This window comes from Streptomyces sp. NPDC016677, from assembly GCF_055562815.1.
In genome coordinates this window covers 335,747-360,424 of record NZ_JBVHEO010000005.1, presented here as the reverse complement: position 1 = coordinate 360,424, position 24,678 = coordinate 335,747, and the positions used below count along the sequence as shown (strand labels likewise).

General features: G+C 73.2%; 26 protein-coding genes and 1 pseudogene. 22 read left to right on the top strand and 5 right to left on the bottom strand.

Translation table 11 applies throughout. The features are described from left to right. Nucleotides 1–106 precede the first annotated feature (106 nt). From ACZ3IG_RS17815 to ACZ3IG_RS17790, 6 genes are all read left to right on the top strand, one after another. Entirely contained in the window at nt 107–985 is an 879-nt protein-coding gene (locus tag ACZ3IG_RS17815) for a helix-turn-helix domain-containing protein (protein ID WP_467432956.1), read from the top strand. A gap of 59 nt (nt 986–1,044) precedes the next feature. Next, entirely contained in the window at nt 1,045–1,482 is a 438-nt protein-coding gene (locus tag ACZ3IG_RS17810; RefSeq protein WP_467432954.1) for an SRPBCC family protein, read from the top strand. 216 nt (nt 1,483–1,698) lie between these two features. Beyond that, on the top strand, nt 1,699–2,658 hold the full coding sequence (locus ACZ3IG_RS17805) for an alpha/beta fold hydrolase (protein WP_467432953.1): 960 nt from the start codon (nt 1,699–1,701) through the stop codon (nt 2,656–2,658). Nucleotides 2,659–2,696: 38 nt separating this feature from the next. Further along, entirely contained in the window at nt 2,697–3,530 is an 834-nt protein-coding gene (locus ACZ3IG_RS17800; protein ID WP_467432951.1) for a lysostaphin resistance A-like protein, read from the top strand. Nucleotides 3,531–3,559: 29 nt separating this feature from the next. After that, nucleotides 3,560–4,714, top strand: coding sequence for a sensor histidine kinase (locus tag ACZ3IG_RS17795; protein WP_467433159.1), 1,155 nt, complete (start codon nt 3,560–3,562; stop codon nt 4,712–4,714). A 2-nt stretch (nt 4,715–4,716) separates the two neighbouring features. Beyond that, nucleotides 4,717–5,397 (top strand): response regulator, encoded by a 681-nt coding sequence (locus ACZ3IG_RS17790; protein WP_467433157.1) that lies wholly within the window; start codon nt 4,717–4,719, stop codon nt 5,395–5,397. Nucleotides 5,398–5,465: 68 nt separating this feature from the next. Here the strand turns inward: ACZ3IG_RS17790 and ACZ3IG_RS17785 are convergent. Continuing rightward, nucleotides 5,466–6,857 (bottom strand): annotated as a pseudogene (locus ACZ3IG_RS17785) (LCP family protein). An 81-nt stretch (nt 6,858–6,938) separates the two neighbouring features. Between ACZ3IG_RS17785 and ACZ3IG_RS17780 the strand changes: the two are divergent. From ACZ3IG_RS17780 to ACZ3IG_RS17770, 3 genes are all read left to right on the top strand, one after another. Next, nucleotides 6,939–7,106, top strand: a complete 168-nt coding sequence (locus tag ACZ3IG_RS17780; RefSeq protein WP_467432950.1) for a hypothetical protein — start codon at nt 6,939–6,941, stop codon at nt 7,104–7,106. Between the two features lie 81 nt (nt 7,107–7,187). Continuing rightward, complete coding sequence (locus ACZ3IG_RS17775) at nt 7,188–7,763, top strand: TerD family protein (RefSeq protein ID WP_467432948.1); 576 nt, start codon at nt 7,188–7,190, stop codon at nt 7,761–7,763. A gap of 113 nt (nt 7,764–7,876) precedes the next feature. After that, nucleotides 7,877–9,103, top strand: coding sequence for an acyltransferase family protein (locus ACZ3IG_RS17770; RefSeq protein ID WP_467432947.1), 1,227 nt, complete (start codon nt 7,877–7,879; stop codon nt 9,101–9,103). Here the strand turns inward: ACZ3IG_RS17770 and ACZ3IG_RS17765 are convergent. Next, nucleotides 9,039–9,425 (bottom strand): MerR family transcriptional regulator, encoded by a 387-nt coding sequence (locus ACZ3IG_RS17765; RefSeq protein ID WP_467432945.1) that lies wholly within the window; start codon nt 9,423–9,425, stop codon nt 9,039–9,041. The genes ACZ3IG_RS17770 and ACZ3IG_RS17765 overlap by 65 nt on opposite strands. Nucleotides 9,426–9,511: 86 nt before the next feature. Here ACZ3IG_RS17765 and ACZ3IG_RS17760 point away from each other — a divergent pair, with 86 nt between their 5' ends. The 3 genes from ACZ3IG_RS17760 (at nt 9,512) to ACZ3IG_RS17750 (ending at nt 11,996) form a co-directional block, all read left to right on the top strand. Further along, complete coding sequence (locus tag ACZ3IG_RS17760) at nt 9,512–9,853, top strand: EthD domain-containing protein (protein ID WP_467432944.1); 342 nt, start codon at nt 9,512–9,514, stop codon at nt 9,851–9,853. Nucleotides 9,854–9,885: 32 nt separating this feature from the next. Then, nucleotides 9,886–10,248, top strand: a complete 363-nt coding sequence (locus tag ACZ3IG_RS17755) for an antibiotic biosynthesis monooxygenase family protein (protein WP_467432942.1) — start codon at nt 9,886–9,888, stop codon at nt 10,246–10,248. Nucleotides 10,249–10,367: 119 nt separating this feature from the next. Continuing rightward, nucleotides 10,368–11,996, top strand: coding sequence for a hypothetical protein (locus tag ACZ3IG_RS17750; protein WP_467432941.1), 1,629 nt, complete (start codon nt 10,368–10,370; stop codon nt 11,994–11,996). Between the two features lie 322 nt (nt 11,997–12,318). Here ACZ3IG_RS17750 and ACZ3IG_RS17745 read toward each other — a convergent pair whose 3' ends face one another. Further along, the gene (locus ACZ3IG_RS17745) at nt 12,319–13,203 is read right to left on the bottom strand and encodes an MBL fold metallo-hydrolase (RefSeq protein WP_467432939.1); all 885 of its coding nucleotides are present in this window, start codon (nt 13,201–13,203) and stop codon (nt 12,319–12,321) included. A 111-nt stretch (nt 13,204–13,314) separates the two neighbouring features. On the opposite strand from ACZ3IG_RS17745, the gene ACZ3IG_RS17740 reads away from it, so the two are divergent. The 5 genes from ACZ3IG_RS17740 to ACZ3IG_RS17720 all read left to right on the top strand — a co-directional run bounded on the left by ACZ3IG_RS17740 (nt 13,315) and on the right by ACZ3IG_RS17720 (nt 17,102). After that, nucleotides 13,315–13,467 carry a hypothetical protein gene (locus ACZ3IG_RS17740; RefSeq protein WP_467432938.1) on the top strand — a complete coding sequence of 51 codons (153 nt, stop codon included), beginning with the start codon at nt 13,315–13,317 and terminating at the stop codon, nt 13,465–13,467. Next, entirely contained in the window at nt 13,454–14,854 is a 1,401-nt protein-coding gene (locus tag ACZ3IG_RS17735) for an amidase (protein WP_467432936.1), read from the top strand. Before ACZ3IG_RS17740 ends, ACZ3IG_RS17735 begins: the two co-directional genes overlap by 14 nt. Before the next feature lie 23 nt (nt 14,855–14,877). Further along, a complete protein-coding gene (locus ACZ3IG_RS17730; RefSeq protein ID WP_467432934.1) occupies nt 14,878–15,441 on the top strand; it encodes a TetR/AcrR family transcriptional regulator in 564 nt (187 codons plus the stop codon). Between the two features lie 87 nt (nt 15,442–15,528). After that, nucleotides 15,529–16,431 (top strand): SDR family NAD(P)-dependent oxidoreductase, encoded by a 903-nt coding sequence (locus ACZ3IG_RS17725; protein WP_467432933.1) that lies wholly within the window; start codon nt 15,529–15,531, stop codon nt 16,429–16,431. A gap of 104 nt (nt 16,432–16,535) precedes the next feature. Then, the gene (locus tag ACZ3IG_RS17720) at nt 16,536–17,102 is read left to right on the top strand and encodes a TetR/AcrR family transcriptional regulator (protein ID WP_467432931.1); all 567 of its coding nucleotides are present in this window, start codon (nt 16,536–16,538) and stop codon (nt 17,100–17,102) included. An 80-nt stretch (nt 17,103–17,182) separates the two neighbouring features. On the opposite strand, the gene ACZ3IG_RS17715 is transcribed toward ACZ3IG_RS17720, so the two are convergent. Continuing rightward, on the bottom strand, nt 17,183–18,118 hold the full coding sequence (locus ACZ3IG_RS17715) for an ion transporter (RefSeq protein ID WP_467432929.1): 936 nt from the start codon (nt 18,116–18,118) through the stop codon (nt 17,183–17,185). Nucleotides 18,119–18,328: 210 nt separating this feature from the next. Here ACZ3IG_RS17715 and ACZ3IG_RS17710 point away from each other — a divergent pair, with 210 nt between their 5' ends. From ACZ3IG_RS17710 to ACZ3IG_RS17700, 3 genes are all read left to right on the top strand, one after another. After that, on the top strand, nt 18,329–20,647 hold the full coding sequence (locus ACZ3IG_RS17710; protein ID WP_467432928.1) for an esterase-like activity of phytase family protein: 2,319 nt from the start codon (nt 18,329–18,331) through the stop codon (nt 20,645–20,647). A gap of 654 nt (nt 20,648–21,301) precedes the next feature. Then, a complete protein-coding gene (locus ACZ3IG_RS17705) occupies nt 21,302–21,508 on the top strand; it encodes a cold-shock protein (protein ID WP_215168069.1) in 207 nt (68 codons plus the stop codon). Between the two features lie 353 nt (nt 21,509–21,861). Next, nucleotides 21,862–23,352, top strand: a complete 1,491-nt coding sequence (locus ACZ3IG_RS17700; protein WP_467432926.1) for a DEAD/DEAH box helicase — start codon at nt 21,862–21,864, stop codon at nt 23,350–23,352. Nucleotides 23,353–23,454: 102 nt separating this feature from the next. Here ACZ3IG_RS17700 and ACZ3IG_RS17695 read toward each other — a convergent pair whose 3' ends face one another. Next, on the bottom strand, nt 23,455–23,832 hold the full coding sequence (locus ACZ3IG_RS17695) for a hypothetical protein (RefSeq protein ID WP_467432924.1): 378 nt from the start codon (nt 23,830–23,832) through the stop codon (nt 23,455–23,457). 132 nt (nt 23,833–23,964) lie between these two features. Between ACZ3IG_RS17695 and ACZ3IG_RS17690 the strand changes: the two genes are divergently transcribed. Both ACZ3IG_RS17690 and ACZ3IG_RS17685 read left to right on the top strand, forming a co-directional pair. Further along, nucleotides 23,965–24,300: a MerR family transcriptional regulator gene (locus ACZ3IG_RS17690; protein ID WP_467432923.1), complete on the top strand. Its 336-nt coding sequence runs from the start codon at nt 23,965–23,967 to the stop codon at nt 24,298–24,300. Between the two features lie 147 nt (nt 24,301–24,447). Then, a complete protein-coding gene (locus tag ACZ3IG_RS17685; protein WP_467432922.1) occupies nt 24,448–24,672 on the top strand; it encodes a hypothetical protein in 225 nt (74 codons plus the stop codon). The last annotated feature ends 6 nt before the right edge of the window (nt 24,673–24,678 follow it).

The following is a 24,678-nucleotide window of genomic DNA, read 5'->3' as shown; positions in this document are numbered from 1 at the left end:
CAGGCACCTTGCACCGTGACGCAGGTCACAGATCACGGATCAGTGCCCGGTGGGCCGCTGGGCCACTGGGCCGCTGGGCCGCTGGGCCGCCGCCTAGGCTGAGGACGTGTTCGACTCCCCCGACTTCGACCTCGCGCCGTACGCGGGCCTCGACGCGGACCGGTTCGTGCGGCGGACCTTCTGCAGCTGGGAGGAGACGGGCTGGCGCTCGGTGCTGGTGCAGGGCTTCGTCCACGCGCCGGAGGCGGAGGCCCTGCCGCTGCCCGGCACCCGCGATCTGCACCTCGTCCTGTGCACGGGCGGGGAGGCGGTGATGCGGACGCGCGACGGGGGCCGTACGACGCGCCGCCGCTGGGTCCCCGGGCGGCTGGAGCTGATGCTGCCCGGCCGGCCGACCCTGCGCGGCTACCGCGCCGCCGCCCCGCTGCGCAGCGTCCAGGTGCATCTGCCCCGGGCCGCCGTGGAGCGCACCGCCGCCGAACTGGGCTCCCCCGCGCCGGACTTCGAGGCGCTCGCCGCCGCCGTCGGCACCGGCGACCCGTTGGTCGAGCAGGTCGTGCGGGCGCTCGCGGCGTCCCCGGACGGGAGCGACCTGTACGCCGAGTCGGCCGCCGCCTTCCTCCTGACGCACCTGCTGGCCCGGGGCCGCGCCCAGCCCCTGCCCGGCCCCGAGCACGCCGCCGTCCGGGCCGCCGTGGCGCTGATGCGGGAGCGGCCGGCCGACCCGCTGACCGTCGCCGATCTCGCCGCCGAGGCGCGGCTGAGCACGTACCACTTCATCCGCGTTTTCCGGGAGGCCACCGGCGAGACCCCGCACCGGTATCTGACCCGGCTGCGGATCGCCGAGGCACGCCGCCTGCTCACCGGCACCGGTGAGCCCCTCGACCGGATCGCCGCCCGCTGCGGTTTCTCCGGCGCCGCCAGCCTGTCCGCGGCGTTCCTCAAGCACGTCGGCGTCCGTCCCTCCGTCTACCGCAGGATGTGACCGGCGAGAGCGCAATCGGGAGCGTGTCCGGTCGGCCGGCACCGCACTAGCGTGACCACATGCCGCACTCCTACTCCGTCACCTCGCACTCCCCGGCGGCCCCCGGCGCCGTGTTCTCGGCGCTGGTCCGCGCCTCGACCTGGCCGGCGTGGTCACCGATCGACGCCGCGGAGATCGAGGGCGGCGGTGACCCGGGCGAGCGGCAACGCGTCGGCGACGTCCGTGTCTTCCGTACCGGCAGGGTGGTCTCCCGGGAACGCGTCGGCGAACTGGTCCCCGACCGCCGCTTCGGCTACGACAGCCTGGGCGGCCCTTTCCGCTCCTACCGCGGCACCGTCGACCTCACCGGGACGCCGGACGGCGGCACCGACATCACCTGGTCCGGCGTCTTCGAGGCCAAGGTCCGCTGGACCGGACCGTTCTGGTCCTGGTACCTGACCCGCTTCATGCGGCGGATGGCCGACGGACTGGCCGCCTACGCCGCCGGACCCAGCTGAGGAACCCCCCGAACCACCCCGAAGGGGCCCGAGTCACCCGGCTCGGGCCCCTTCGTCGTGGCCCGCTCCCCCCTGCTGTCCCCCACGTGGGGGACACACAAGTCCGCCCCCCGGGGTGACGCTCACGGGCCGCCGTTTCTCTAGATTTCTGGTGTGGCCGCCGGACACCGGAGAGGCCGCCTCCCCCTCCCTCCCCCGGTCCTTCCTGGAGTCCTCATGCTGCGCACGATCAAGGCAACCGCGATGGCCGCACTGCTGTGCGGCGTGGCCGGCACCGGACTGGTCGCCTGCGACGAGACGGCGCCCGCGGCGGTGGACGAGAAGGCACTTGAGGGGACCATCGACGACGCCGTGGACGACATCGTGGACGACGCCCTCGGCAGCACCGCCGCCGCCACCGCCCCCGCCACGTTCACCGGGGCCCGGAAGATCGAGGTCCAGGGCCGTTCCGTGAACGTCTCCTGCGCCGGCTCCCCGGTCGAGGACCGGCCGGTCGTCGTGCTCCTGGCCGGAGCGGGCGACGGCCTGGACAAGATGGCGGACCTGCGGAAGAAGCTGAGCGAGCGGGACCGGGTCTGCTCCTACGACCGTCTCGGCGAGGGCGCGAGCGACCAGCCGGCCACCGTCCAGCGCCAGGCCGACAGCGGCAAGGTCCTGACCGCCGTGCTGGACCACGTGGCCGGTGACGGCCCGGTCGTCCTGGCCGGCCACTCGCTGGGCGGACTGATCGCCGCCCGGTACGCCCCCGACCACCAGGACCGGGTCAAGGGGCTGGTCCTGATGGACGCCACGATCCCGGCCCTCAACGCGGGCCTCGCCAAGGCCGTCCCCGAGTCGGCCGCCGGCCCGGCGGCCGAGCTGCGGGACCAGACCCTCGCGGCCAACCAGGGCCAGAACCCGGAGCGGTTCGTCATCGACGACGCGAAGGTCCGCTCCGCGGGCGACATCCCCGTGGCGGTCATCCAGCACGAGACCCAGTACGCCGCCGTCCCCGAGTACGGGCCCGCCCTGGAGAAGATGTGGTCCGCGGGCCAGAAGCAGTGGCTCGCGCTCTCCTCCCGCAGCGAGCTGAGCACCGCCGCCGAGAGCGGCCACTACATCTACACCGACCGGCCCGGACTCGCCGTAGAGGCCGTCCGCGACGTCACCACCCAGGCCGCCGCCGACCAGCGCTGACCGCTCCCTCCCCCACATTCGAGTAAGGAGAAGTACTCATGAGGTTCGTCTGGCAGCTGCTGACCGTGGTGGTCGTCTCGATGGTCGGGGGCCAGGCCATGATGGCGGTGGAGGACAGCCCCTGGCTCCAGCTGATCGCCGGCGCGGCGACCGTCGCACTCGGGCTGTACCTCTACGGATGGGTGGTACGCCGCACCGAGCACCGCCCGTCCACCGAGGTGTCCCTGGACGGAGCCGCGCCCGCGTTCGGCCGGGGCCTGCTGATCGGCGCCGCCGTCTTCGGGGCCGTCATCGCGAACCTCTTCACCGCCGAGTACTACGACGTCCACGGCCTGGGGTCGCCGTCCGGCGCGGTCGGGCTGCTCGGCTTCATGGCCGGGGCCGCCGTGACGGAGGAACTGCTCTACCGCGGCGTGCTGTTCCGCTTCGTCGAGAAGCTCACCGGCACCTGGATCGCGCTGATCCTCACCGGCCTGCTGTTCGGCGCCTCGCACCTGCTCAACCCGAACGCCTCCGTCTGGGGCGCCGTCGCCATCGCCATCGAGGCCGGCGGCATGCTCACCGCCGCCTACATCGCCACCCGCAGGCTGTGGGTCCCCATCGGCCTGCACTTCGGCTGGAACTTCACCGCGTCCGGCGTCTTCAGCACCGAGGTCTCCGGCAACGACACCCCTCAGGGCCTGCTCGACTCCACCACCTCCGGCCCGGTGGCGCTCACCGGCGGCGACTTCGGCCCGGAGGGAAGCGTGTACTCGGTGGCGTTCTGCACCGTGGTGACGATCGTGTTCCTGATGCTGGCCCACCGCCGGGGCCACCTGGTGCCCATGCGGCGTGCCGCCCGCAAGACCACGACCGCTACGCTCGCCCGGTGATCGCACTGCGGAACGCCGTCCCGGCCCGGCTGCGCACCGCGGCCGGGCGGTTGCGCGGCATCGATGTCACCGCCTGGTACGTGGTGCTGGGCCCCCTGCTCCTGGTCACCTCGTTCATGCCGTCGCTGCACAACCACGGCACGCAGATCGGCGGAGTGGCGGACCGGCCCTTCGACGCGCTGGCGGTGCTGGCCATCGCCCTGCAGTGCCTCCCGCTGACGGTGTGCCGGCGCTGGCCGGCCGCCTGCCTGGCCCTGGCGTCGGCCGGCTTCGCCCTCGACCAGCTGCGCGGCTACCACTCCGTGGCGGGCACCGCGTTCGCCTTCGCGCTGCTGGGCGCCGGCTCCCTGGTCGAACGGCACCGGCGGATCACCGCACTGGCCTTCACGGCGGCGTACGTACCGCTGGCCGTCGCCCTCGCCCACCTCGGGTCGGTCGAGGCGGTGAGCGAGTACGCGGTGTTCTACGTGGTGACGGCGCTGGTGTGGGGCATGGGGTCGTGGCTGCGCTCCGCCCGGCACGCGGAGGCGGAACGCCGCCTCCGGGTCGCCGAGGAGACCCGGACCGCCGAGCGCACCCGGATCGCCCGCGAGCTGCACGACGTGGTGACCCACCATGTGACGGCGATGGTCGTGCAGGCCGAGGCGGCCCGCTATCTGACCGCCGCGCCCGACCGGCTCGAACAGACCCTGACCGCCGTCTCGGACACCGGCCGGCAGGCCATCAGCGACCTGCGGCACCTGCTCGACCTGCTCAACCCCGACCACGGCACCCGGTCGCCCGAGGACCGGGCACCGCACGTCGGCACCCTCGGCTCGCTGGTGGAACAGACCCGCCGGGCGGGCCAGCCGGTGGAGTTCACCGAGGAGGGCACCGCGCCGGATTCGGCCGGCAGCGCCCACCTGGTGGCCTACCGGGTGGTGCAGGAAGCCCTGACGAACGCCCTCAAGTACGCCCACGGCATCCGCACCTCGGTCGCGGTGCGCCACGGCGAGAAGGAGATCACCGTGGAGGTCAGCACGGAGGGGGCGGGCGACCGGTCGGCGTCCCCCGGCGGCAGCGGACGGGGCCTGGCCGGTCTGCGGGAGCGGGTCGACGTGCTGGGCGGCGAGTTCAGCGCGGGCGGACGGCCGGGCGGCGGCTTCACGGTGCGGGCCCGCATCCCCTCCGGGAGCCCGTCGTGAGCATCCCCGCCGGCAACGGGACGGCGGCCCCGACGCGGGTCCTGGTCTGCGACGACCAGGTACTGATCCGCACCGGCCTGGTCACCATCATCGACGCCCAGCCCGACCTCTCGGTGGCCGGCGAGTGCGGCGACGGACAGACCGCCGTCGACCTCGCCGGCCGGCTGCGCCCGGACGTCGTGGTGATGGACATCCGCATGCCGGGGCTCGACGGCATCGCGGCCACCCGGCTGCTGGCCGGAGCCGGGGTGGAACACCCCGTCAAGGTCCTGGTGGTGACGACGTTCAACCTCGACGAGTACGTCTACGAGGCCCTGCGCGCCGGCGCCAGCGGCTTCCTGCTGAAGGACGCGCCGCCCGACCGGCTGCTGCACGGCATCCGCACCGTCGCCACGGGCGCGGCCCTGCTGGACCCCGAGGTGACCCGGCGGCTGGTGGGCCGGTACGCCACCCGTATCCGCCCCGCCGAGGAGAGCGCGGACCCGGCCGTCCCGCTGACGCCGCGTGAGCTGGAGGTGCTGCGCCTGATCGCGGACGGCCTGTCCAACACCGAGATCGCCGCGGCGCTGCTGATCAGCCGGGAGACCGTCAAGACGTTCGTCTCCCGCATCCTCACCAAGCTGGGCCTGCGCGACCGCGTCCAGGCCGTCGTGTACGCCTACCGGCACGGGCTGGTGACCTGAACCCGGCCGGCCGGTACTTCCGGCCGGGTTCGGCGGCGGCCACCGTGCCGCTGAGCCCGGCGAGCCCCTCACCTGACGTCGTCGGGATCGAGGTCCGTCCCCACCACGAGCGTCACCGCGTCCGCCGCCGCTCCCCCATCCCCCTCCTCGTCCCGCGCCCCGGGGAAGCGGGAGGCCAGGGACGCCGCCCGGCGGGCCAGGGGCGCGGTGTGGGTGACCGTGGTGCGGTCGGTCGCCGGGGCGTTGCCCGTGCCGACGACGGCGTACCCGGCCTCGGTCAGCTTCTCGGCGACGGCGGCGGCCCGGCCGGTGACGCCGGTGCCGTTGAGGACCCGGACGCGGACGGTGGAGGCGTACACCGGGTTCTTCGCGTCCGCCGCCAGCCGCTCCTCGTCGACCTCCTCGTCCCCGGCCAGGGCGGTGAACAGGTCGGCGGCCTGCGGGTACTGCCAGACCACGTTCGCCTTGTCGGTGGCGACGTCGGCCTCGCGGGGGTAGTTCGGGACGGTGAGGAAGGCCAGCCGGTCGCCGGGGACGCCCTTCAGTACGGTGGCGAGGCCGTAGAGGGGTTTGATGCCGGCCAGTTCCGCGTCCGTGGTCAGCGACTCGGTGGCGGACTCCAGGAAGCCGTACAGCGAGGCGGGGCTGGTCAGTCTCGCCCGCGCCTTCTCCACCAGGGCCCGCATGAACTCCTGCTGGCGCCCTGTGCGTCCGGTGTCGGAGCCGTCCCCGATGCTGTGACGGGCGCGCACGTAGCCGAGCGCCTCCTCGCCCTCGACCGTCTGGCAGCCGGCCGCCAGGTCCAGGTGGGCCTTCTCGTCGTGGATGGCCTCCTCGGGGCAGACCTCTGTCCCGCCCAGCGCGTCGACCATGCCCTTGAACCCCTGGAAGTCGACGGACACGAAGTGGTCGACGCGCAGCCCGGTGGCGGCCTCGACCGTCTTGATCGTGCAGGCCGCCGCCCCGGAGACGTCGCCGCCCGAGCCGCCGATCGCGAACGCCTCGTTGATCTTGAAGTGGTGGGGTGCGGAGGTGGAGCCGTCGCCCTGCTCGCAGGCGGGTATCTCCACCCAGGAGTCGCGGGGGAACGACACGACCGTGGCTCACTCCCCACTGGCCGGGACGTGCAGCACCATCAGCGTGCCCGACTGCATGGTGGTCAGGCCCTTGCCGTACTCCGCGTTGTCGCCGTCCCGGCTGTCGGAGCCCACGACCAGGATGTTCCGCGACCCCGGGCTGAGGTTCCCGGGCCGCTCGCCGCCGAGCTCGCCGTCGAGGTCGGCGGCGTGGATGTTGCCGTCCAGGTCGTGGTAGACCCAGGCGCCGGCTCCGGCCAGGGCCAGGAGGAGCACCGCGCACGCCCCGGCGCTCCAGGCCACGACCCTGCCCCGCCGCGTCAGCCCGCCCGGCCGGCCGCCTTCCGGCGGGGTACGCCGCCGCTTTCCCCTGCTACCGCTCACTGAGGGTCGCTCCCCCGCAGAATCTACAGACGTGTAGAAGTTAGGCTGTCCGGAGTCGCCTCCACAAGCGGGGGCACGACGGTGACCGGCATCGCGGGCGCCTTCCTGGGCGGCCGGCTGTCGGCGACGCCGCTCGACCGGCCGGTGCGGTGCGACTTCTTCGACGCCGCGACCTGGGGCCCGGCCATCGCCGGCGCCCTGGTCCCGCTGATCGGCCACCGCCTGCCGTTCGGCGACTCGCGGGACTGAATCCGCGTATTTCTACAGCCATGTAGTTTTGAGCGGGTAGCGACGGACAACCAACTGACACCGCACGAGAAGGAGTACGTCATGGGAGTTTCCCTGGCCAAGGGTGGCAACGTCTCGCTCAGCAAGGAGGCCCCCGGCCTGACCGCGGTCCTGGTCGGCCTCGGCTGGGACGTGCGCACCACGACCGGCACCGACTACGACCTCGATGCCTCCGCGCTGTTGCTGGACACCTCCGGCAAGGTGCTCTCCGACAGCCACTTCGTCTTCTACAACAACCTCACCAGCCCCGACGGTTCGGTCGAGCACACCGGTGACAACCTCACCGGCGAGGGCGAGGGCGACGACGAGACGGTCAAGGTGAACCTGGCCGCCGTACCGGCCGACGTCGACCGGATCGTCTTCCCGGTCTCCATCCACGACGCCGAGAACCGCGGCCAGAGCTTCGGCCAGGTCCGCAACGCGTTCATCCGGATCGTCAACCAGGCCGGCGGCGCCGAGATCGCCCGCTACGACCTCTCCGAGGACGCCTCCACCGAGACCGCCATGGTCTTCGGCGAGCTGTACCGGCACGGCACGGAGTGGAAGTTCCGCGCCGTCGGCCAGGGGTACGCCTCGGGCCTGGCGGGCATCGCCGCCGACTTCGGCGTGAACGTCTGACAGAGCCGTCCGGCACACTCGCCCGGCCGCCCGGAAGGCATACGACCGCGCTTTCCGGGCAGGCGCCCCCGGTCACCGCTCCTGACGCCGGCAGAGGGGAAGCGTCCCAGTCCATGGCCGAGGCACCGGACTCGACGACCGCGCCCACGACCGCCCCGGAGACCGGCGACGCCTCCGGCGGACCCGCCGCCCCGGCGGCCCGGCGCCACGAGGCCCGAGGTCTCCGGGGCTTCCCGTCGGCGCTCGCGCGGCCGGGCCGGATCGACGGACTGGACGGGCTGCGCACCCTGGCCGTCGCGCTGGTCCTCGTGTACCACGTCGAGCCGGACCTCATGCCGGGCGGCTCGGTCGCCGTCGACCTGTTCTTCACCATCAGCGGCTTCGTCATCACCCGGCTGCTGCTCGCCGAGTACGCCCGCACCGGCCGGATCGCCCTGCTCGCCTTCTACCGGCGCCGCTGGGCCCGCCTGGTCCCCGCGCTGTGGACGATGTGCGCGGTCTGCGCCGTCCTGGGCGCGGCCACCTCGCTGTGGGCCTTCGACGGCGCGTGGCAGGCGGCCGGCCTGGCCGCGGCGTTCGTCGTCAACCTCGTACGCGCCGGGGAGGCCGGCCCCTACTCCGACCTCACCGCGCCCCTCGCCCACACCTGGTCGCTCGGTGTGGAGGAGCAGTTCTACCTCCTGTGGCCGCTGCTCCTGCTCGCCCTGCTGCACCGGCTCCGCCCCCGGACCGTCCTGCTGTGCGCGGCCGCCCTGTGCGCGCTGCCGGTCCTGTGGCGCTGCGCCCTGTGGGCCCCCGACGCCGCGCACCGCGTCTACAACGGCACGGACACCCGCGCCGACCAGCTGCTGGCCGGCGCCCTGGTCGCCGTACTGCTGGCCCGGCTGCGCGCCGACGACCCCCGCCTGGCGCGGCTGCGCACCTGGGCCGCCCGGCTGGCCTGGCCCGCCCTCGGGCTGCTCCTCCTCGCGGCCTGGCGGATGCCGGTCACCCAGGACGCAGGCGTCTGGACGGCCGCCTGGTACACCGCCGGCCTCCTCGCCGTGGCGGCCGTCTCCGCCACCCTCGTCACCGACCTGGAGCTGCGCCGCGACGGCCGCCTCGCCCGCCTGCTGTCCCTGGCCCCGCTGTCCTGGACCGGCCGCAACCTCAGCTACGGCCTCTACCTCTGGCACTATCCGGTCGTCCGCTTCCTGGCCTCCCTCGGCATGACGGAGGGCCGCCTGGCGGCCACGGCCCTGCTCACCGGCGTACTGGCCCTGCTGTCCCACTACGTCATCGAGGCTCCGGTGCTGCGCCGGGCGGCGCGGCGGCGAGGTACCGCCGGTTCTCGTCGATGAGCCGGTCGAGCGCGGCCCGCGCGGCGGTGAGCGACTCGATGGCGGACGACAGCCGGTCCCGTTCGCGGCCCATGACCTCCAGCGCCCGCTCGGCCCGGGAGGCACTGGGCTCGGCCATGCAGGGAACCATGCCGGCGATGGTGCCGCTGGACAGGCCCGCGGCCAGGAACGCCTGGATCAGCGCGACCCGCTCGACATGGCCCTCGTCGTAGTACCGCTGGCCGCTGGGGGACCGCGAACTGACCAGCAGCCCCTGCTCCTCGTAGTAGCGCAGCGACCGACGGCTGACCCCGGTCCGGGCGGACAGCTCACCGATCCGCATACCGGCTCCTCGCTCTCCTTGCCACTTGCCCCTCACACCGATGTGAGCGTTTAGGTTAACTCCGACCGCCGAGAAGAGGGGTAATCGTGATCAAGTTCGCATTCCTGATCAACCGTGCCGAGGGCATGTCCTTCGAGTCGTTCGTCGAGTACCACCGAGCCCGCCACGCGCCGCTGTTCACCTCCATTCCGGAGGCGCGGCGGTATGTGCGGAAGTACACCGTGTCCCACCCCGTGCCCGCCCCCGCCGGGAACTACCCCGCCCCCGCCTACGACGGCCTCACCGAGATCTGGTTCGACAACTGGGCCGACCACGACGCCTTCTTCGCGTCCGCGAACTACCGGGAACGGGTCCACCCGGACGAGGCCGAGTTCATCGACCTGGCCTCGGTGGCGGTGATGGTCACGGAGGAGAGGGTGGTGGCCTGACCCGCCGTACACCCGCGCCCTACGGTGACGCCATGAGCGATCACCCGGCAACTCCAGTCACACCCGTCGAAGCCTACGAACCCCCCTACTACGTCGCCGTGTTCACCACGGTCCGCACCCAGGACCAGGACGGCTACGGCGAGACCAACGCCCGCATGGAGGAACTGGTGAAGGACGTCCCCGGGTACCTGGGGATGGACCACGCGCAGACCCCCGGCGGGCTGGGCATCACCGTCGGCTACTTCCGTGACGCCGACGCCCTCACCGCGTGGCGGACCGACGCCGAGCACCGCGCGGCACAGCGGCGCGGGCGGGCCGAATGGTACGAGCGGTACACGCTGCACGTGGCGAAGGTGGAGCGCAGCCACGGGTTCGTGCGGTCGCGTCCGCGGTGAGCCGGCCCGGCGGCCGGTTTTCGGGAACTCGGGCCGGAACCCGGGCTGTCGGGCCGTAGACTTCGGCGGTGTTCGGCGACGACGTCCGGCCGTCGTGCGTCTCTGGGGGAGGACATCACATGCGGGATGCCGCTGACTCGACGACGGCGTCGACGGTCCTGGCGGAGGTGCTCCCGGGAGTCGCCGTCGTCTTCGGCGAGGTACCGGCGGAACTGGGTCCGGAGCTGGTCGACTTCGGGATCGTGCCGGCCGTCGACCGCGAGCGGCTGGCCGCCGTCCTCGCCTCGGTCGGGAACACGGCGACGGTGGCCGGCAACCTCGGCAGCGCGTTCGCCGGCGCGCAGGGGCTCTACCGGCTCAGCGACGCGACGCAGGCCCTGCTGAAGACCGGCGCGACGCTCGCCGTCAAGGACGGCGCGAACCTGGGCACGCTGATGTTCCCGGGCCGCATCGTCGCCCAGGCCCGCTTCATCCCCGTGACCGCGCTGAGCGCCGCGCAGACCGCGGCCGCGCTCGGGCCGGCGCTGGCCATGGTGGGCCTCCAGATGCAGCTCAGCGAGGTCACGGGTCTGGTCCGGACCAACATCGCGCTGACCAGCCAGGTCCTCACGGCCATCCGCAACGAGCAGTGGTCCGAACTGACGGGGCTCGTCACCACCGTCGACCGCGCCATCGACCAGGCGCGGAAGGTCGAGACGGTCCCCGCCTCCCTCTGGGACGGCGTCGCGGGCGCCCAGGCGGCGCTGGACAAGCAGCGCGAGCTGTACCGGCGCAACGTCCGCGGCCACGTCGGACAGATCGACCAGAGCGACACGCGGCGCAACCGCGAGTACCTCCAGACCAACGCCGAGGCGATCGTCTTCGACACCTACGCCCTCCTGTCCTCGCTCAAGGCGTGGGCCGGGTACCAGGCGCTGCGCGCGGGCCGGGCGAGGGCCACCGGACAGGACGACGCCGACGAGGCGCGCTTCGTCGAGGTCATCGCGCGGGACACCCGCGCGGAGCTGGACTCCGCCCTCACCGAGACGGCGGGCCTCGTCGCCTCGCTGACGCGCGAGCTGAGCATCGTCGCCGAACTGCCCGGCCGCGACGGCCTGTCGCAGTCCCTGCCGGGCAAGCGGAAGGACGCGAAGGCGGCCCGCCAGACTTCCGCCCGCCTCCTGGAGGCGATCCGGCCCCTCGCCGACGCCCTGCGCCCGCCGGCCCCCGCGCTGGAGGCCCCGGACGTCGTCTGCGCACCCGGAACGCCGGACCTCGGACCGTATCTGCGCATCCTGCGCTGGTTCCTGGAAGACGGCGAGACCCTGCGTGTCCTCGGCTTCGCCGACCAGCTCGACGCCGTCGGCCCGATCTCGGCGATCCTCGGCGGGGCCAAGGACAAGCTGGCGGCGGCGAGGGACAGGGCCTCGGCGAAGACACTGGTCGCCGTCACGGACCGGCGGATCGTCACGGCCAGGACGAACGCGTTCCTGGAACAGGGCGAGATCCGCCAGGACATCCCCGTCGACCAGGTGCGCTACGTCCGGGCGGCGACCACGCAGGACAGGGGCGCGCGCCTGGCGATCGACCTCATCACACGGGACGAGAGCATCCGGTGGCTCTTCCGCGCCGACACGGACGCCGACACCGCCCGGGTGGACGCGCTCGCCGCCGTGCTCGCCGAGTCGATGACGATCCCGGACGCCGAGCGCGACGAGCTGCGGCGGCGGGGCCGGGCCGCCATCGGGGCGGGCGGGAAGAGCGAGTAGGCCGGCAGCCCGACGGGCGGGGGCCGGGGGGCCGCGAGTCGGGAGCCGGAGGCCAGGGGCCGGGGACCAGGAGCCGGAGGCCAGGGGCCGGGGACCAGGAGCCACAGGTCAGGGGCCGGGGACCAGGAGCCACAGGTCAGGGGCCGGGGACCAGGAGCCGGAGGCCAGGGGCCGGGGACCAGGAGCCGGAGGCCAGGGACCGGGGACCAGGAGCCACAGGTCAGGGGCCGGGGATCGGGAGCCACAGGTCAGGGGTCGCGGACCAGGGACCGGGGACCAGAAGCCGCAGGTCAGGAGTCAGGGGACGCCCCGCCCGCAGCCGTCAGTTGCCCGCCACCGGCACCAATCGGTACCCCTCCCCGTCCGCCACCACCCGCCCCGCCGTCGGCGGGGGGAAATGGGTGCCCAGGAGGAGGGTGTCCGTACCGGCGAGGGAGGCGAGGAGGGCACGGCGGGTGGCCTCCGAGCGGGCCGGGTCGACGTCGACGCAGGCGCCGAGGGCCGGGTGCGCGAACTGCACCGGGTGGTGGACGCAGTCGCCGGTGACGAGCGCGGTGGCGCCGCCGCTGGTGAGCTGGACGGCGACATGGCCGGGCGTGTGGCCCGGCGTCGGCAGCAGGCGCAGGCCGGGGGCGAGGCCGGTGCCGTCCGGCGGCACGTCGACGAGGTCGAGCAGGCCCGCCTCCTCCACGGGGAGCACGGAGTCGGCGAACATCTGCCGCCGGGGACCGTCCAGGGCCTGCCCCGCCCAGAAGTCGCGCTCGGCGCGTGAGGTGACGTACCGGGCGTTGCGGAAGGTGGGGACCCACGCGCCGTCCACCTCGCGGGTGTTCCAGCCGACGTGGTCGGTGTGCAGGTGGGTCAGGACGACCAGGTCGACGGTGTCCGGGGCGAAGCCGGCGGCGGTGAGCCGGTCAAGGTAGCCGGTGCGCAGGCCGTGCCAGGCGGGGTTGGCCCGGGTCTTGCCGTTGCCGATGCCGGTGTCGACCAGGACGCGTCGGCCGTCCGGCGTCACGAAGGCGAAGCTGTGGCTGCCCAGGCGCAGGACGCCCTCCTCGTCCGCGAAGTCCGGGCGCAGCCAGTCCTGCCGGCGGACGAGGCCGGCGGTGGCTCCGGGCAGCAGCCAGGCGCCGGTCGCGGGCGGCAGCGGGGTCTCGTCGACGCGGTGGACGGTGAGGTCGCCGACGGTCCACGTGGGGGCGTGCATGGGCGGACTTCCCTTCAAAAGCTAATCGTTTGCTTTTAGGCAGGCTAGGACCTACGGTCGGCTAACGCAAACACTTAGCCTTAACGTCGATCCCCCGGGAGCGCCACAGCCATGTCCCCCGACGACCCCGCCCCCTCCCCGGCGGCCCGCGAGGCCGCCCGGCACATCCACGCCGTCGTCTCGGTCCTGCGCGAGCTGGACTTCGGCGACACCCCGCCCGCCGCCGCCTACCGCGCCGAGGAGCCGAGCCATGACCCCCGCTGACCTGACCCTCGCCGCCGCCGCGGACGCGATCCGGGAACGGCGGCTGTCGCCCGTGGAACTGCTGGAGTCCGTACTCGACCGCGTCGAGGAGGTGGACCGGGACCTCGGCGCCTACGTCACCGTCACCGCCGACCGCGCCCGCCGCTCGGCGCTCGCGGCCGAGGCGGAGGCCGCCGCCGGACGCCTGCGCGGCCCGCTGCACGGCATCCCGATGGGACTGAAGGACCTGATCGACGTGGCGGGGACGGCGACGTCCGCCAGTTCCCGGGTCCGGGACGGCCACCGGGCCGACGCCGACAGCACGGTCGCCGCGCGGCTGACCGAGGCCGGCGCGGCCCTGGTCGGCAAGACGCACACGCACGAGTTCGCCTACGGGCTGACCACCCCGCAGACCCGCAACGCCTGGGACCCGGGCCGGGTGGCCGGCGGTTCGAGCGGCGGCTCGGCGGTCGCCGTGGCCTCCGGTACGGCGACCTTCGCGCTCGGCACCGACACCGGCGGCTCGATCCGCGTCCCCGCCGCGCTCAACGGCGTCGTCGGCCTCAAACCCACGTACGGCCTCGTCCCCCGCCACGGCGTGACCTCGCTGTCCTGGTCGCTGGACCACGTCGGCCCGATCACCCGCACCGTCGAGGACGCCGCCCTCGTCCTGCCCGCCCTGACCGGGCACGACCCCCGCGACCCGGCCTCCGTGCCCGCCCCGGCCGCCGGCCACCGGCCCGGCCCCGGCGACCTGACGGGCCTGCGCGTCGGCGTGCCGCGCACCTTCTACTTCGATCACGTCGACCCGGAGGTGGAGGCCGCCGTCCGCAGCGCCGTCGACCGGCTCCGCGACCTCGGCGCACGGCTGACCGAGGTCGAGATCCCGATGGCCCGCTACGTCCAGGCGGTCCAGTGGGGCCTGATGGTGCCGGAGGCCACCGCCTACCACGAACGCACCCTGCGCGGCGTACCCGACCGGTACGCCGACGACGTCCGGGTGCTGCTGGAGGCCGGGGAGCTGATGTCCGCCGGGGACCACCTGCGCGCCCAGCGCGCCCGGACGCTGATGCGCCGGGAGTGGGCCCGGCTGCTGACGGACGTCGACGTGATCGCCGCCCCGACGGTCCCGCTGACCGCGGTGCCGGCCGGCCGGGAGACGGTCACCTGGCCGGACGGCACGGTCGAGACCGTCTCCGACGCCTACGTACGCCTGTCCGCCCCCGCCAACATCACCGGCGTCCCCGCGCTGACCGTCCCGGTCGGTCACGACGGGGACGGGCTGCCCATCGGGATGCAGCTGCTGGGACGCCCCTTCGAGGAGGCGGTGCTGCTGCGGGCCGGGCGGGCCTACGAACGGTCGGCGCCGGCGTGGACGGCTCCCCGCGCCCACCATTTGACTGACTGACCACTCTCCTACATGCTGTCCTCATGCCCAGGCCCCGGAGCGACGACAAACGCGCGGCGATCATGGCTGCCGCCACCCGGATCATCGCCGTTCAGGGGCTGGGGGCGGCGACGGCGGCGATCGCGAAGGAGGCCGGCGTCTCGAACGGGTCGCTGTTCACCTACTTCGACACCAAAGCGGATCTGCTCAACCAGCTGTACCTGGAGCTGAAGGGGGAGATGGGGGCGGCCGCGCTCGGCGGCCTGCCCGCGGGCGACGCGCGCGCCCAGACGCTGCACGTGTGGTCACGCTGGACGGACTGGGCGACGGCCCACCCCCACAAGCGCCGCGCCCTGGCGCAGCTCCAGGTCTCCGACGAGATCACGGCGTCCACCCATGAGACCGCGGGCCGGACCATGAGGGGCCTGGGGGAGGTCCTGGAGCGCGGCCGGGCGAACGGCCCGATGCGCGACGCCCCGGCGACCCTGGTGTTCGCGCTGTGCAACGCCCTGGCCGAGGCCACCATCGACTACATCATCAACGACCCGGGCGGCGCCGACGAGCACAAGCGGTCCGGTTTCGAAGCGCTCTGGCGCATGATCGGCTGACCCGCCCAGGGTCCACCTCCCCCCTGCCTCCGCACACCACCACGCACGTCCGTTAATGACTGTCCAGTCAGACATCTAAGGAGCGCCATGTCCGGCAAGGCTTACGTCATCACCGGCCCGACCTCCGGCTTCGGCCGCCGCACCGCCCTCGAACTGGCCCGGCACGGCACCGTCGTGCTGGTCGGGCGCGACGCCGCCAAGCTCGACGACGTCCGCGCACGCGTCGAGCGCGGCGGCGGCGAGGCCGTGACCGTCGTCTGCGACCTCGCGGACCTGCCGAGCGTGCGACGCGCCGCCGCCCGGATCACGGAGCTGGGCCTCCCGATCGCCGGCGTGCTCAACAACGCCGGCGTCTTCCCCCGCCGTCCCGGCACGAACGCCCTCGGCTGGGACATCGCCTACGCGACCAACCACATCGGGCCTTTCGTGTTCACCGAGACGCTCGTGCCCCACCTCGAAGACGGCACGCAGGTGGTGTTCATCGTCTCGGCCGTGGAGGATCCGGAGCGCAAGCCCGCCACCATGTCCGGTTTCCGCGGCGCCCGGTACATCTCGGCCGAGGCGAGCATCCGTGGCGAGTGGAAGCCCGGCGGCTCGAAACTGCCCGGCGCGGACGCCTACGCCACGTCCAAGCAGTGCAACCTGGCGACGGTGTTCGCCTTCGCCCGCGAAACGCCCCGGCTGCGGTTCAACGCCATCGAACCCGGCTTCGCCCCCGGCACGAACCTCGGCCGCGACGCCGGTCTGTTCCTGCGCCTGCTGTCGACGTACCTGCTCTCACCGCTGGCCCCGCTCATCAAGTACTGGACCAACCCGGGCACCGCCGCGCGCGTGATCACCCGGATACTCACCGACGCGTCGGACACCACGGGCGCCTACTACGACGAGAAGGGACGTCCGATGCGGGGTTCCGCCCAGGTGCACGACCCGGCGTTCAGCGCGCGGGTGGTCGCCGAGACCCGTGCGCTGCTTGAGACGGTTCCGGCCTGACCGGCCCGCCACGGCATCACTAAAGCCAGACGTTCGCTTTAACGCCGTACGATGAGCGGATCGCTACGCGGTCGAGCAAGAGGTGTCGAGCAAGAGGTGGGGTCATGAGTCGCCGGCAGATGGTCCGCCCGGGCGGTCGCAGCGCGCGGGTCCAGGAGTCCGTCCACGCGGCGGTACGGGAGCTGGAGGCCGAGGCGGGCCGGGACGCCCTGACCGTGCCGCTGATCGCCCGGCGCGCGGGCGTCACCCCGTCGACGGTCTACCGCCGCTGGGGCGACCTGCGGGAACTGCTCTCGGACGTGGCCGTCGAACGGCTGCGCCCCGAGACGGAACCGGAGGAGCTCGGCGACCTCGCCGCCGACCTCACGGCCTGGGCGGAACTGTTCCTCGACGAGATGGCCTCCCCCGCGGGCCGCGCCTACGTCCGCGACGCCCTGCTCGGCGACCCGGACGGCAGCAACGCCGGCCAGTGCTCGGCGTACGCGGCCGAGCAGATCGACGTCGTCCTCGCCCGCGCGACCGCCCGCGGCGAGACCGTCCCCGACGTCGAGACGGTCGTCGACCGCGTGGTCGCGCCCCTGATGTACCGCATCCTCTTCCGCCCGGCCGGCCTGGACGCCGCGTACGCCCGGGACCTGGTGGCCGGGGTGCTGGGGCCGTCCGGCCACTGACGAGGGGGCGGCACCGTGCGACGGGCCGTCGTCGAGCCGCGCAGACGCGGACTGGTGGCCACGCTCCCCACGAAGGGAACCTACGTGATCCGCGCCCCCGGAGCGCCCGCCGGTCCGGCCGGGGACGCGGCGGACACCGGCGACCGAGCGGCCCCCTCCCGCCCCAGTTCCTCCTCCAGCTCCGCCAGCGCCCGCCGTGCCGCCTCGACGCGGCGCAGCAGCAGCCGTTGCCGTTCCTCGTCCGCCCGCTCCGGCGGCCCCGCGTCTCGGCCGTCCATCTCCCGGGCCTCCTCCAGCGACGTGATGACGACCCCGATCAGCACGTTGACCAGCACGAACGAGGCGAGCAGCACGTAGGAGCCGTAGTAGAGGAGGCTCCAGCGGGAGATGTCCAGGCCCGCGTGGACCGCGTCGCCGATGCCGTCCAGGGTCATCAGCAGGAAGAGGGTGAGGACGGCGCGGCCGATGGAGCCGTAGTGCTCGGGGTCGTGCCGGCCGAAGAAGACCCAGCCCACCATGGCGTAGACGTAGAGCAGCAACGCGCCGACCAGCAGGAAGCTCAGCGTGCCGGGCAGGCTGCGGGCCACCGCGACGAGGACGACGCGCAGTTGCGGCAGGAAGCGCGCGGTGCGCAGCACGCGGGCCAGGCGCAGCAGCCGCAGGACGGTGGTGTTCTCGCGGACGACCGGCAGGAACGCGCACAGCACGACGGCGAGGTCGAAGAGGTTCCACGGGTCCTTGAAGAAGTGCCGGGGGCGGTCGGCGTGCGCGGCGAGCCGCAGCGCGATCTCGGCGGTGAAGGCGGCCAGGCAGACGTGCTCGGCCAGCCGTAACCAGGGCCGCCACGCCGCCACCAGCCCGGAGTACGTCTCGACGCCCAGCAGCGCGGCGTTGGCGAGGATCAGGGTGAAGACGGCGACGGCGAACCACCGCGCCTCGACGACGGCACCGCACCGCCGGGCCAGGACCGTACGGGCACGGGCCGTACCGGCCAGGGGGACGTACTGCTCGGGCATCCTGCCGCCTTGCCTCCTCCACACGCGACGCACGCGACGCACGCGACACCGCCTCAGGTGATCATGCTTCGACCAGGCAATTTCTACAGCACTGTAGTGAGCGACGTGGGTGATCTTCGCCTTCCGTTCACCGGACCGTCGGCCGGAACCCGTCCCGGGGTGGCACCATCCGGCTTCCCAGTGGACGTATCTGGACGTACCGGAGGAACGATGCTGCCGAAGAGAACCTGTGCCGCGCTCGCCACGCTGGCCGTGACCGCGGGCACCCTGGCGGGTACCGCCTACGCGGGGACGGGGAAGGGCGCGGACCACGGCTCCCGGCAGCACTCCGCCTTCGCGCGCACCGCCACCTACCCGGTCTTCCAGAACCGCCCCGCCGGCGAGGACGCCGGCGCCCAGACCGTCGCCGAGATATCCGCGGTCAGCGAGGACGGCCGCACCCAGGTCTACACCGACGCCGCCGCGGGGCGCATCGGCTTCCTCGACATCTCCGACCCCGCCGCCCCCAAGGGCCTCGGCACGCTGTCCCCCGCCGAGCTGGGCGACGCCGAGGACGAGCCGACCTCCGTCACGGTCGTCGGCGAGTACGTGCTGGTCGTCGTCAACACCAGCGCGAGCTACTCCGAGCCCTCCGGCCGCCTGGACGTCGTCTCCCTGCGCGACCGGAAGCGGGTGGCCTCCCACGACCTCGGCGGGCAGCCCGACTCGATCGCGCTCAGCAAGGACAAGCGGTACGCCGCCATCGCCATCGAGAACGAGCGCGACGAGGAGGCCACCCCGGCCGGCGGCGAGGAGGGCGACCTGCCGCAGGCGCCCGCCGGGTTCGTGCGGATCGTCGACCTGAAGGGGGCGAAGCCCGCCGCGTGGGGCCTGCGCGAGGTCCCGCTGACCAGGGCCGACGGCTCCGCCCTCCCCGCCCTCGCCGCCGCCGGGATCGCCGCGCCGACCGACCCCGAGCCCGAGTACGTCTCCGTCAACAGCCGCGGCCAGCTCGCGGTCACCCTCCAGGAGAACAACGGGATCGTCCTCGTCGACCTCCCCACCGGCCGCGTCACCAAGGCGTTCAGCGCCGGCACGGCGACCGTCACCGGCATCGACACCGTCGAGGACGGCGTCATCGACCAGACCGGCTCGATCACCGGCGTCCCCCGCGAGCCGGACGCCGTCGGCTGGATCGACGACCGCTACCTCGCCACCGCCAACGAGGGCGACTGGAAGGGCGGTACGCGCGGCTGGACCGTCTTCGACAGCCGCAGCGGCAAGGTCGTCTGGGACGCCGGCAACAGCTACGAGCACCTCGCCGCCCGCTACGGCCTGCTCAACGAGGGCCGCTCGGAGAACAAGGGCACCGAGCCGGAGGGCCTCGCCGTCGCCACGTACGACGGCGTGCGGTACGCCTTCGTCGGCTCGGAGCGCTCCAACTTCGTCGCCGTGTACGACGTCAGCAAGCCCACCAAGCCGGTCTTCAAGCAGATCCTGGAGACGACCAACGGGCCCGAGGGCCTGCTGCCGATCCCGTCCCGCGGCCTGTTCGCCGTGTCCAGCGAGGAGGACGACGCCGACGCGGGCGTCCGCGCCACGGTCACCCTCTTCCGCCTGGGCAAGGCCACGGCCGCGAACACCGCCCCCACCCTCTCCTCCGCCACCTCCTCGGGCACCCCGATCGGCTGGGGCGCGCTCAGCGGCCTGTCGGCCGTGCCGGGCCGCGACGACGAGGTGTACGCGGTCACGGACGCCGCCTACGCCGACACCCGCGTCCTCACCATCGACACCCACGGCGAGCAGGGCGCCGTCATCAAGCGCGCGCTGACCGTCAAGGACGCGGACGGCAAGGCCACCGGCTACGACGCCGAGGGCGTGTACGCCCGTCCGCGGGGCGGCTTCTGGCTGGCCGTCGAGGGCGGGACCGGCACCGGCAACAAGCTCGTCCGCCTGGACCGCCACGGCGTCACCCGCCAGACCGTCGCCCTCCCAGCGGACGTCGCCGCCGGCCTCGGCTCGCAGGGCTTCGAGGGCGTCACCGCCACCACCGGCGCACGCGGCCACGAGATCCTCTGGACCGCCCTCCAGCGCCAGGCGAAGGGCGACCCGGAGAACGTCGTCCGCCTCGGCCGCTACGACGTGACGGCCGGCACCTGGAGCTGGTACGGCTACCGGCTCTCCACCACGGCCACGGACGGCGACTGGATCGGCCTCTCCGAGATCACGGTCGTCGGCGACAAGCTCGCCGTCGTCGAGCGCGACAAGCTGAACGGCCCGGCCGCGAAGGTCAAGCGGATCTACACCGTCCCGCTCCCGAAGACCGCCGCCCCCACCGGCACGCTCCCCGTCCTCCGCAAGACCCTCGCCCACGACGTCCTGCCCGGCCTGCGGGCGACCGACGGCTGGACCCAGGAGAAGCTGGAGGGCCTGACCGTCGCCGGCAACGGCCGCGTCTACGCCGTCACCGACAACGACGGCCTGGACGACTCCACCGGCGAGACGGTCTTCCTCGACCTCGGCCGCAGCCGCCAGGTCCTCGGCCGCTGAGCCCCTGGCCTCAGGCGCGGACTCAGGCGCGGCCTGCGGCCGTCCCGGGCGAGGAACGGCCGCCGGCCGGCCTCGGTGACGGCCCACGCCAGCAGTTCGGTCAGTTCGGGCCCGTCGTCGACGATCAGCACCCGGACCGTGCCGGGGCGGGCGGTGGGGACTCCACGGACGGCAGGCATACTCACACCCTGTCCCGGAACGCTGAAGCGGGCCGGCGCCTCGTGGGGTCACCCGAGTGGGCGTCTGTGGCGCCTGTGGCGTTTGTCTCGCCGCAGGGCGGGCCCCGCACCCGCCCGCGAACCGGCTCCGGCCGCGCGTCCGGGGGCCGGACGCGGGCGTTCTGGGAGGTCACGGGCGTACGGACGCGGTACGGGCACGGTACGGATACGGCCCGGACCGGCGACCCTGCACCGGGAGCGGAGCAATATCTGTGCCGGCGACGTAAGAATTTGTCGTGACGTCCGGTGAATGTTCCCGGTAACGGTACGCGGGCGGCCCCGAGCTGCGGAAATCCCCACTCCCTGCGCCGATCGTGCCGTGCTAGTGTCGACATCAGTTGCAGTTGGTTGCCAGTCTTTCCGACGGGGTGATCATCGCGGCGACCGAAGTACACACAGGGTGTGCTTCGTGCACCGTCCTCCAAAGGAGATTCTTATGGCTTCCGGCACCGTGAAGTGGTTCAACGCCGAAAAGGGCTTCGGCTTCATCGAGCAGGACGGCGGCGGCCCCGACGTCTTCGCCCACTACTCCAACATCCAGGCCCAGGGCTTCCGTGAGCTCCTGGAAGGTCAGAAGGTGACGTTCGACATCGCGCAGGGCCAGAAGGGCCCGACGGCGGAGAACATCGTTCCCTCCAACTGACGACGCCGTCAGTCAGCTGACGCGTACTTCACAGCTGGGGCCCGCACCGTGGGGTGCGGGCCCCAGCTCATTGCATTCCGGGGATTCCAGGGGTACAGGGTTTCAGGGGTTTCAGAGGTCTCGGAAGTCCCGGAAGTCTCGGATTCTTCCGAACTTCCAGTGACTTCAGGGAATTTCAAGGATTTCCCTCCCGTTCAACGGAACGGACTCGACCATCGGTCACCGGTCCGTGTATCCATCCCCTGTCCTCTTGCCTCCCGGCCCCATCGCTCCCGGCTCGTTCTCGCGATTCTCTGCGCCGTTTCACCGCTGCGGGAATTCCCTGGCACGTGCCGCGTCAAGGAAGGTTCCGTATGAACCGTGCACGTGCCGACCGCCCGTACGACCGCTCCGGCTCCGCCGGCAAGCGCTCCGGCGGGCCCCGCCGCCGCCCCCAGGGCGGAGGCGGACGCCGTCCCTCCGCGCCCCAGGGCGGCGAGTTCGCGCTGCCCAAGACGATCACGCCCGCGCTGCCCGCGGTCGAGTCGTTCGCCGAACTCGAACTGCCCCCGCGGGTGCTGGCCACCCTCACCGCCGAGGGCATGACCGTCCCGTTCCCCATCCAGGCGGCCACCCTGCCGAACTCCCTGGCCGGCCGGGACGTCCTCGGCCGCGGCCGGACCGGCTCGGGCAAGACCCTGGCCTTCGGCCTCGCGGTGGTCACCCGTACCCAGGGGCAGCGCGCCGAGTCGAAGCGCCCGCTGGCCCTGGTCCTGGTCCCGACCCGGGAACTGGCCCAGCAGGTCACCGACGCGCTCACCCCGTTCGCCCGCTCCGTCGGGCTGCGGCTGGCCACCGTGGTCGGCGGCATGTCGATCGGCCGGCAGGCCGGGGCGCTGCGCTCCGGCGCCGAGATCGTCGTCGCGACGCCGGGCCGGCTCAAGGACCTCATCGACCGCGGCGACTGCCGCCTCGACGACGTCGCCGTCACCGTCCTGGACGAGGCCGACCAGATGACCGACATGGGCTTCATGCCCCAGGTCACCGCCCTCCTCGACCAGGTGCGCCCGGACGGGCAGCGGCTGCTGTTCTCCGCCACCCTGGACCGCAACGTCGACCTGCTGGTCCGCCGTTACCTGTCGGACCCGGTGGTGCACTCCGTCGACCCGTCCCAGGGCGCCGTCACCACGATGGAGCACCACCTGCTCCACGTGCTGGACGACGACAAGCAGCGCACGGCCACCGAGATCGCGGCCCGCGACGGCTCGGTGATCATGTTCCTGGACACCAAGCACGCGGTGGACCGGCTCACCAAGCACCTGCTGAAGAGCGGGGTGCGCGCGGCGGCCCTGCACGGCGGCAAGTCCCAGCCGCAGCGCACCCGGACCCTCGCCCAGTTCAAGAGCGGCCAGGTGACCGCGCTGGTCGCGACCAACGTCGCGGCCCGCGGCATCCACGTCGACAACCTCGACCTGGTCGTCAACGTCGATCCGCCCGGCGACCACAAGGATTACCTGCACCGCGGTGGCCGTACCGCCCGTGCGGGCGAGTCCGGCAGCGTGATCACCCTGGTCACGCCCGGTCAGCGCCGGGAGGTCAGCCGGCTCCTGTCGGCGGCCGGGATCGTCCCGCAGGTCACCCGGGTACGGCCGGGCGAGGAGGAGCTGAGCCGGATCACCGGCGCCCAGGAGCCCTCCGGCGTCCCCGTCGTCATCCCCGCGCCCACGCCCTCCCCGGAGCGTCCGCGGCGTGCGCAGTCCGGCGGGGGGCCGGGTTCCGCGCGGCGCGGCCGTCGCCGTTCCACGGCCGGTGGCCGGACCGGCGGCGGTGCGCCGCGGCGGCAGGGCACGGGCGGCGCCCGCTGACCCGTACGGCCGCGACGCACCCTGTCATCGGTTCATCGGTTCATCGGCTCAATCGGTTCATCGGCTCAATCGGTTCAACCGGTTTCATCGGTTTCATCGGTTTCATCGGTCTGAGTAGCTGAAGTCGCCCACGGTCCAGGCGCTGACGTCCCTGATCGCCACGCGGTACATCCCTCCCGTCTCGGGAATCCCGAGGCTGCCCTGGAGGATGCGCGCGAGGTGGAAGTGCAGATGCGTCGGCGCCTGTCCGTCGGGCCGTTCCCGCTCCTTCTCCCGATGTCGGACGAAGGCGTCGGAGAACGGGCTCAGCCGGTCGGAGGCGCGCAGCACCTCCGCCACCCGCTCCCTCCAGGTGGCTTCCGGAGCCAGGCGGCCGGTGATGACGGCGCCTTGGGCGACAACGGTCAGTGACATCTGATTGCTCGGCTCCGACTCCACCATGGCGGCGATGGAGACGAGCAGCTCATCAGGGTTCGGCATGGGATCGAGTCTATGGGTCACCCGAAGGGGCCCGGCCGCCGCGGCGGCCTTGCGGCCCGATGGTGTTGAATTCCCCAGGGGCCCGGCGCCGTACGGCGCCGGGCCCCTGGACGCGTTGCACTACGAGGTGACATGACAGCAGGCAATCCGCTCAGCGAACGGCTGGACGACGACGACTACCCCGCGTACACCATCGGCCGGGCCGCCGAGATGCTCGGCACCACCCCCGGCTTCCTGCGGGCCCTCGGGGAGGCTCGTCTGATCACCCCGCTCCGCTCCGGGGGAGGTCACCGCCGGTACTCGCGCTACCAGCTGCGGATCGCCGCCCGGGCCCGCGAACTCGTCGACCAGGGCACCCCGATCGAGGCCGCCTGTCGCATCGTCATCCTGGAGGACCAGCTGGAGGAGGCGCAGCGCATCAACGCCGAGTACCGGCGCGCGGCCGGCGAGGCGGGCGGGGCGGGCTGAGGCACGGGTGCGCCCCTCGTCCCGGCGGGGGCGAGGGACGACGCGTGGCCGGGGTCAGACGCGAAGGACGGCTTCGACCGCTGCCTCTCCCGGGACGACGCCGACCCCGCGCGCGAGGGCGTCCTCTGCCGGCAGGGCGCGGTGCGGGTGACCCCCGGGGAGTTCGCGGACCTGGTGGCGGAACTGGAGGTCCTGGTCGCCCGCCGCACCCACCACACCCCCGGCGACGGCCGCGTCCGGCACGTCATCGGCCTCGCCCTGGTGCCCGACCAGACCGGCGAGGCGGACGGAGCACCGGGCGCGACGGACGGAGCGGAAGCAGCGGACGGCGCAGAAGGCGCGGAAGGGTCCCCTCCGCCGCCCGCTGGCTAGTCTGCG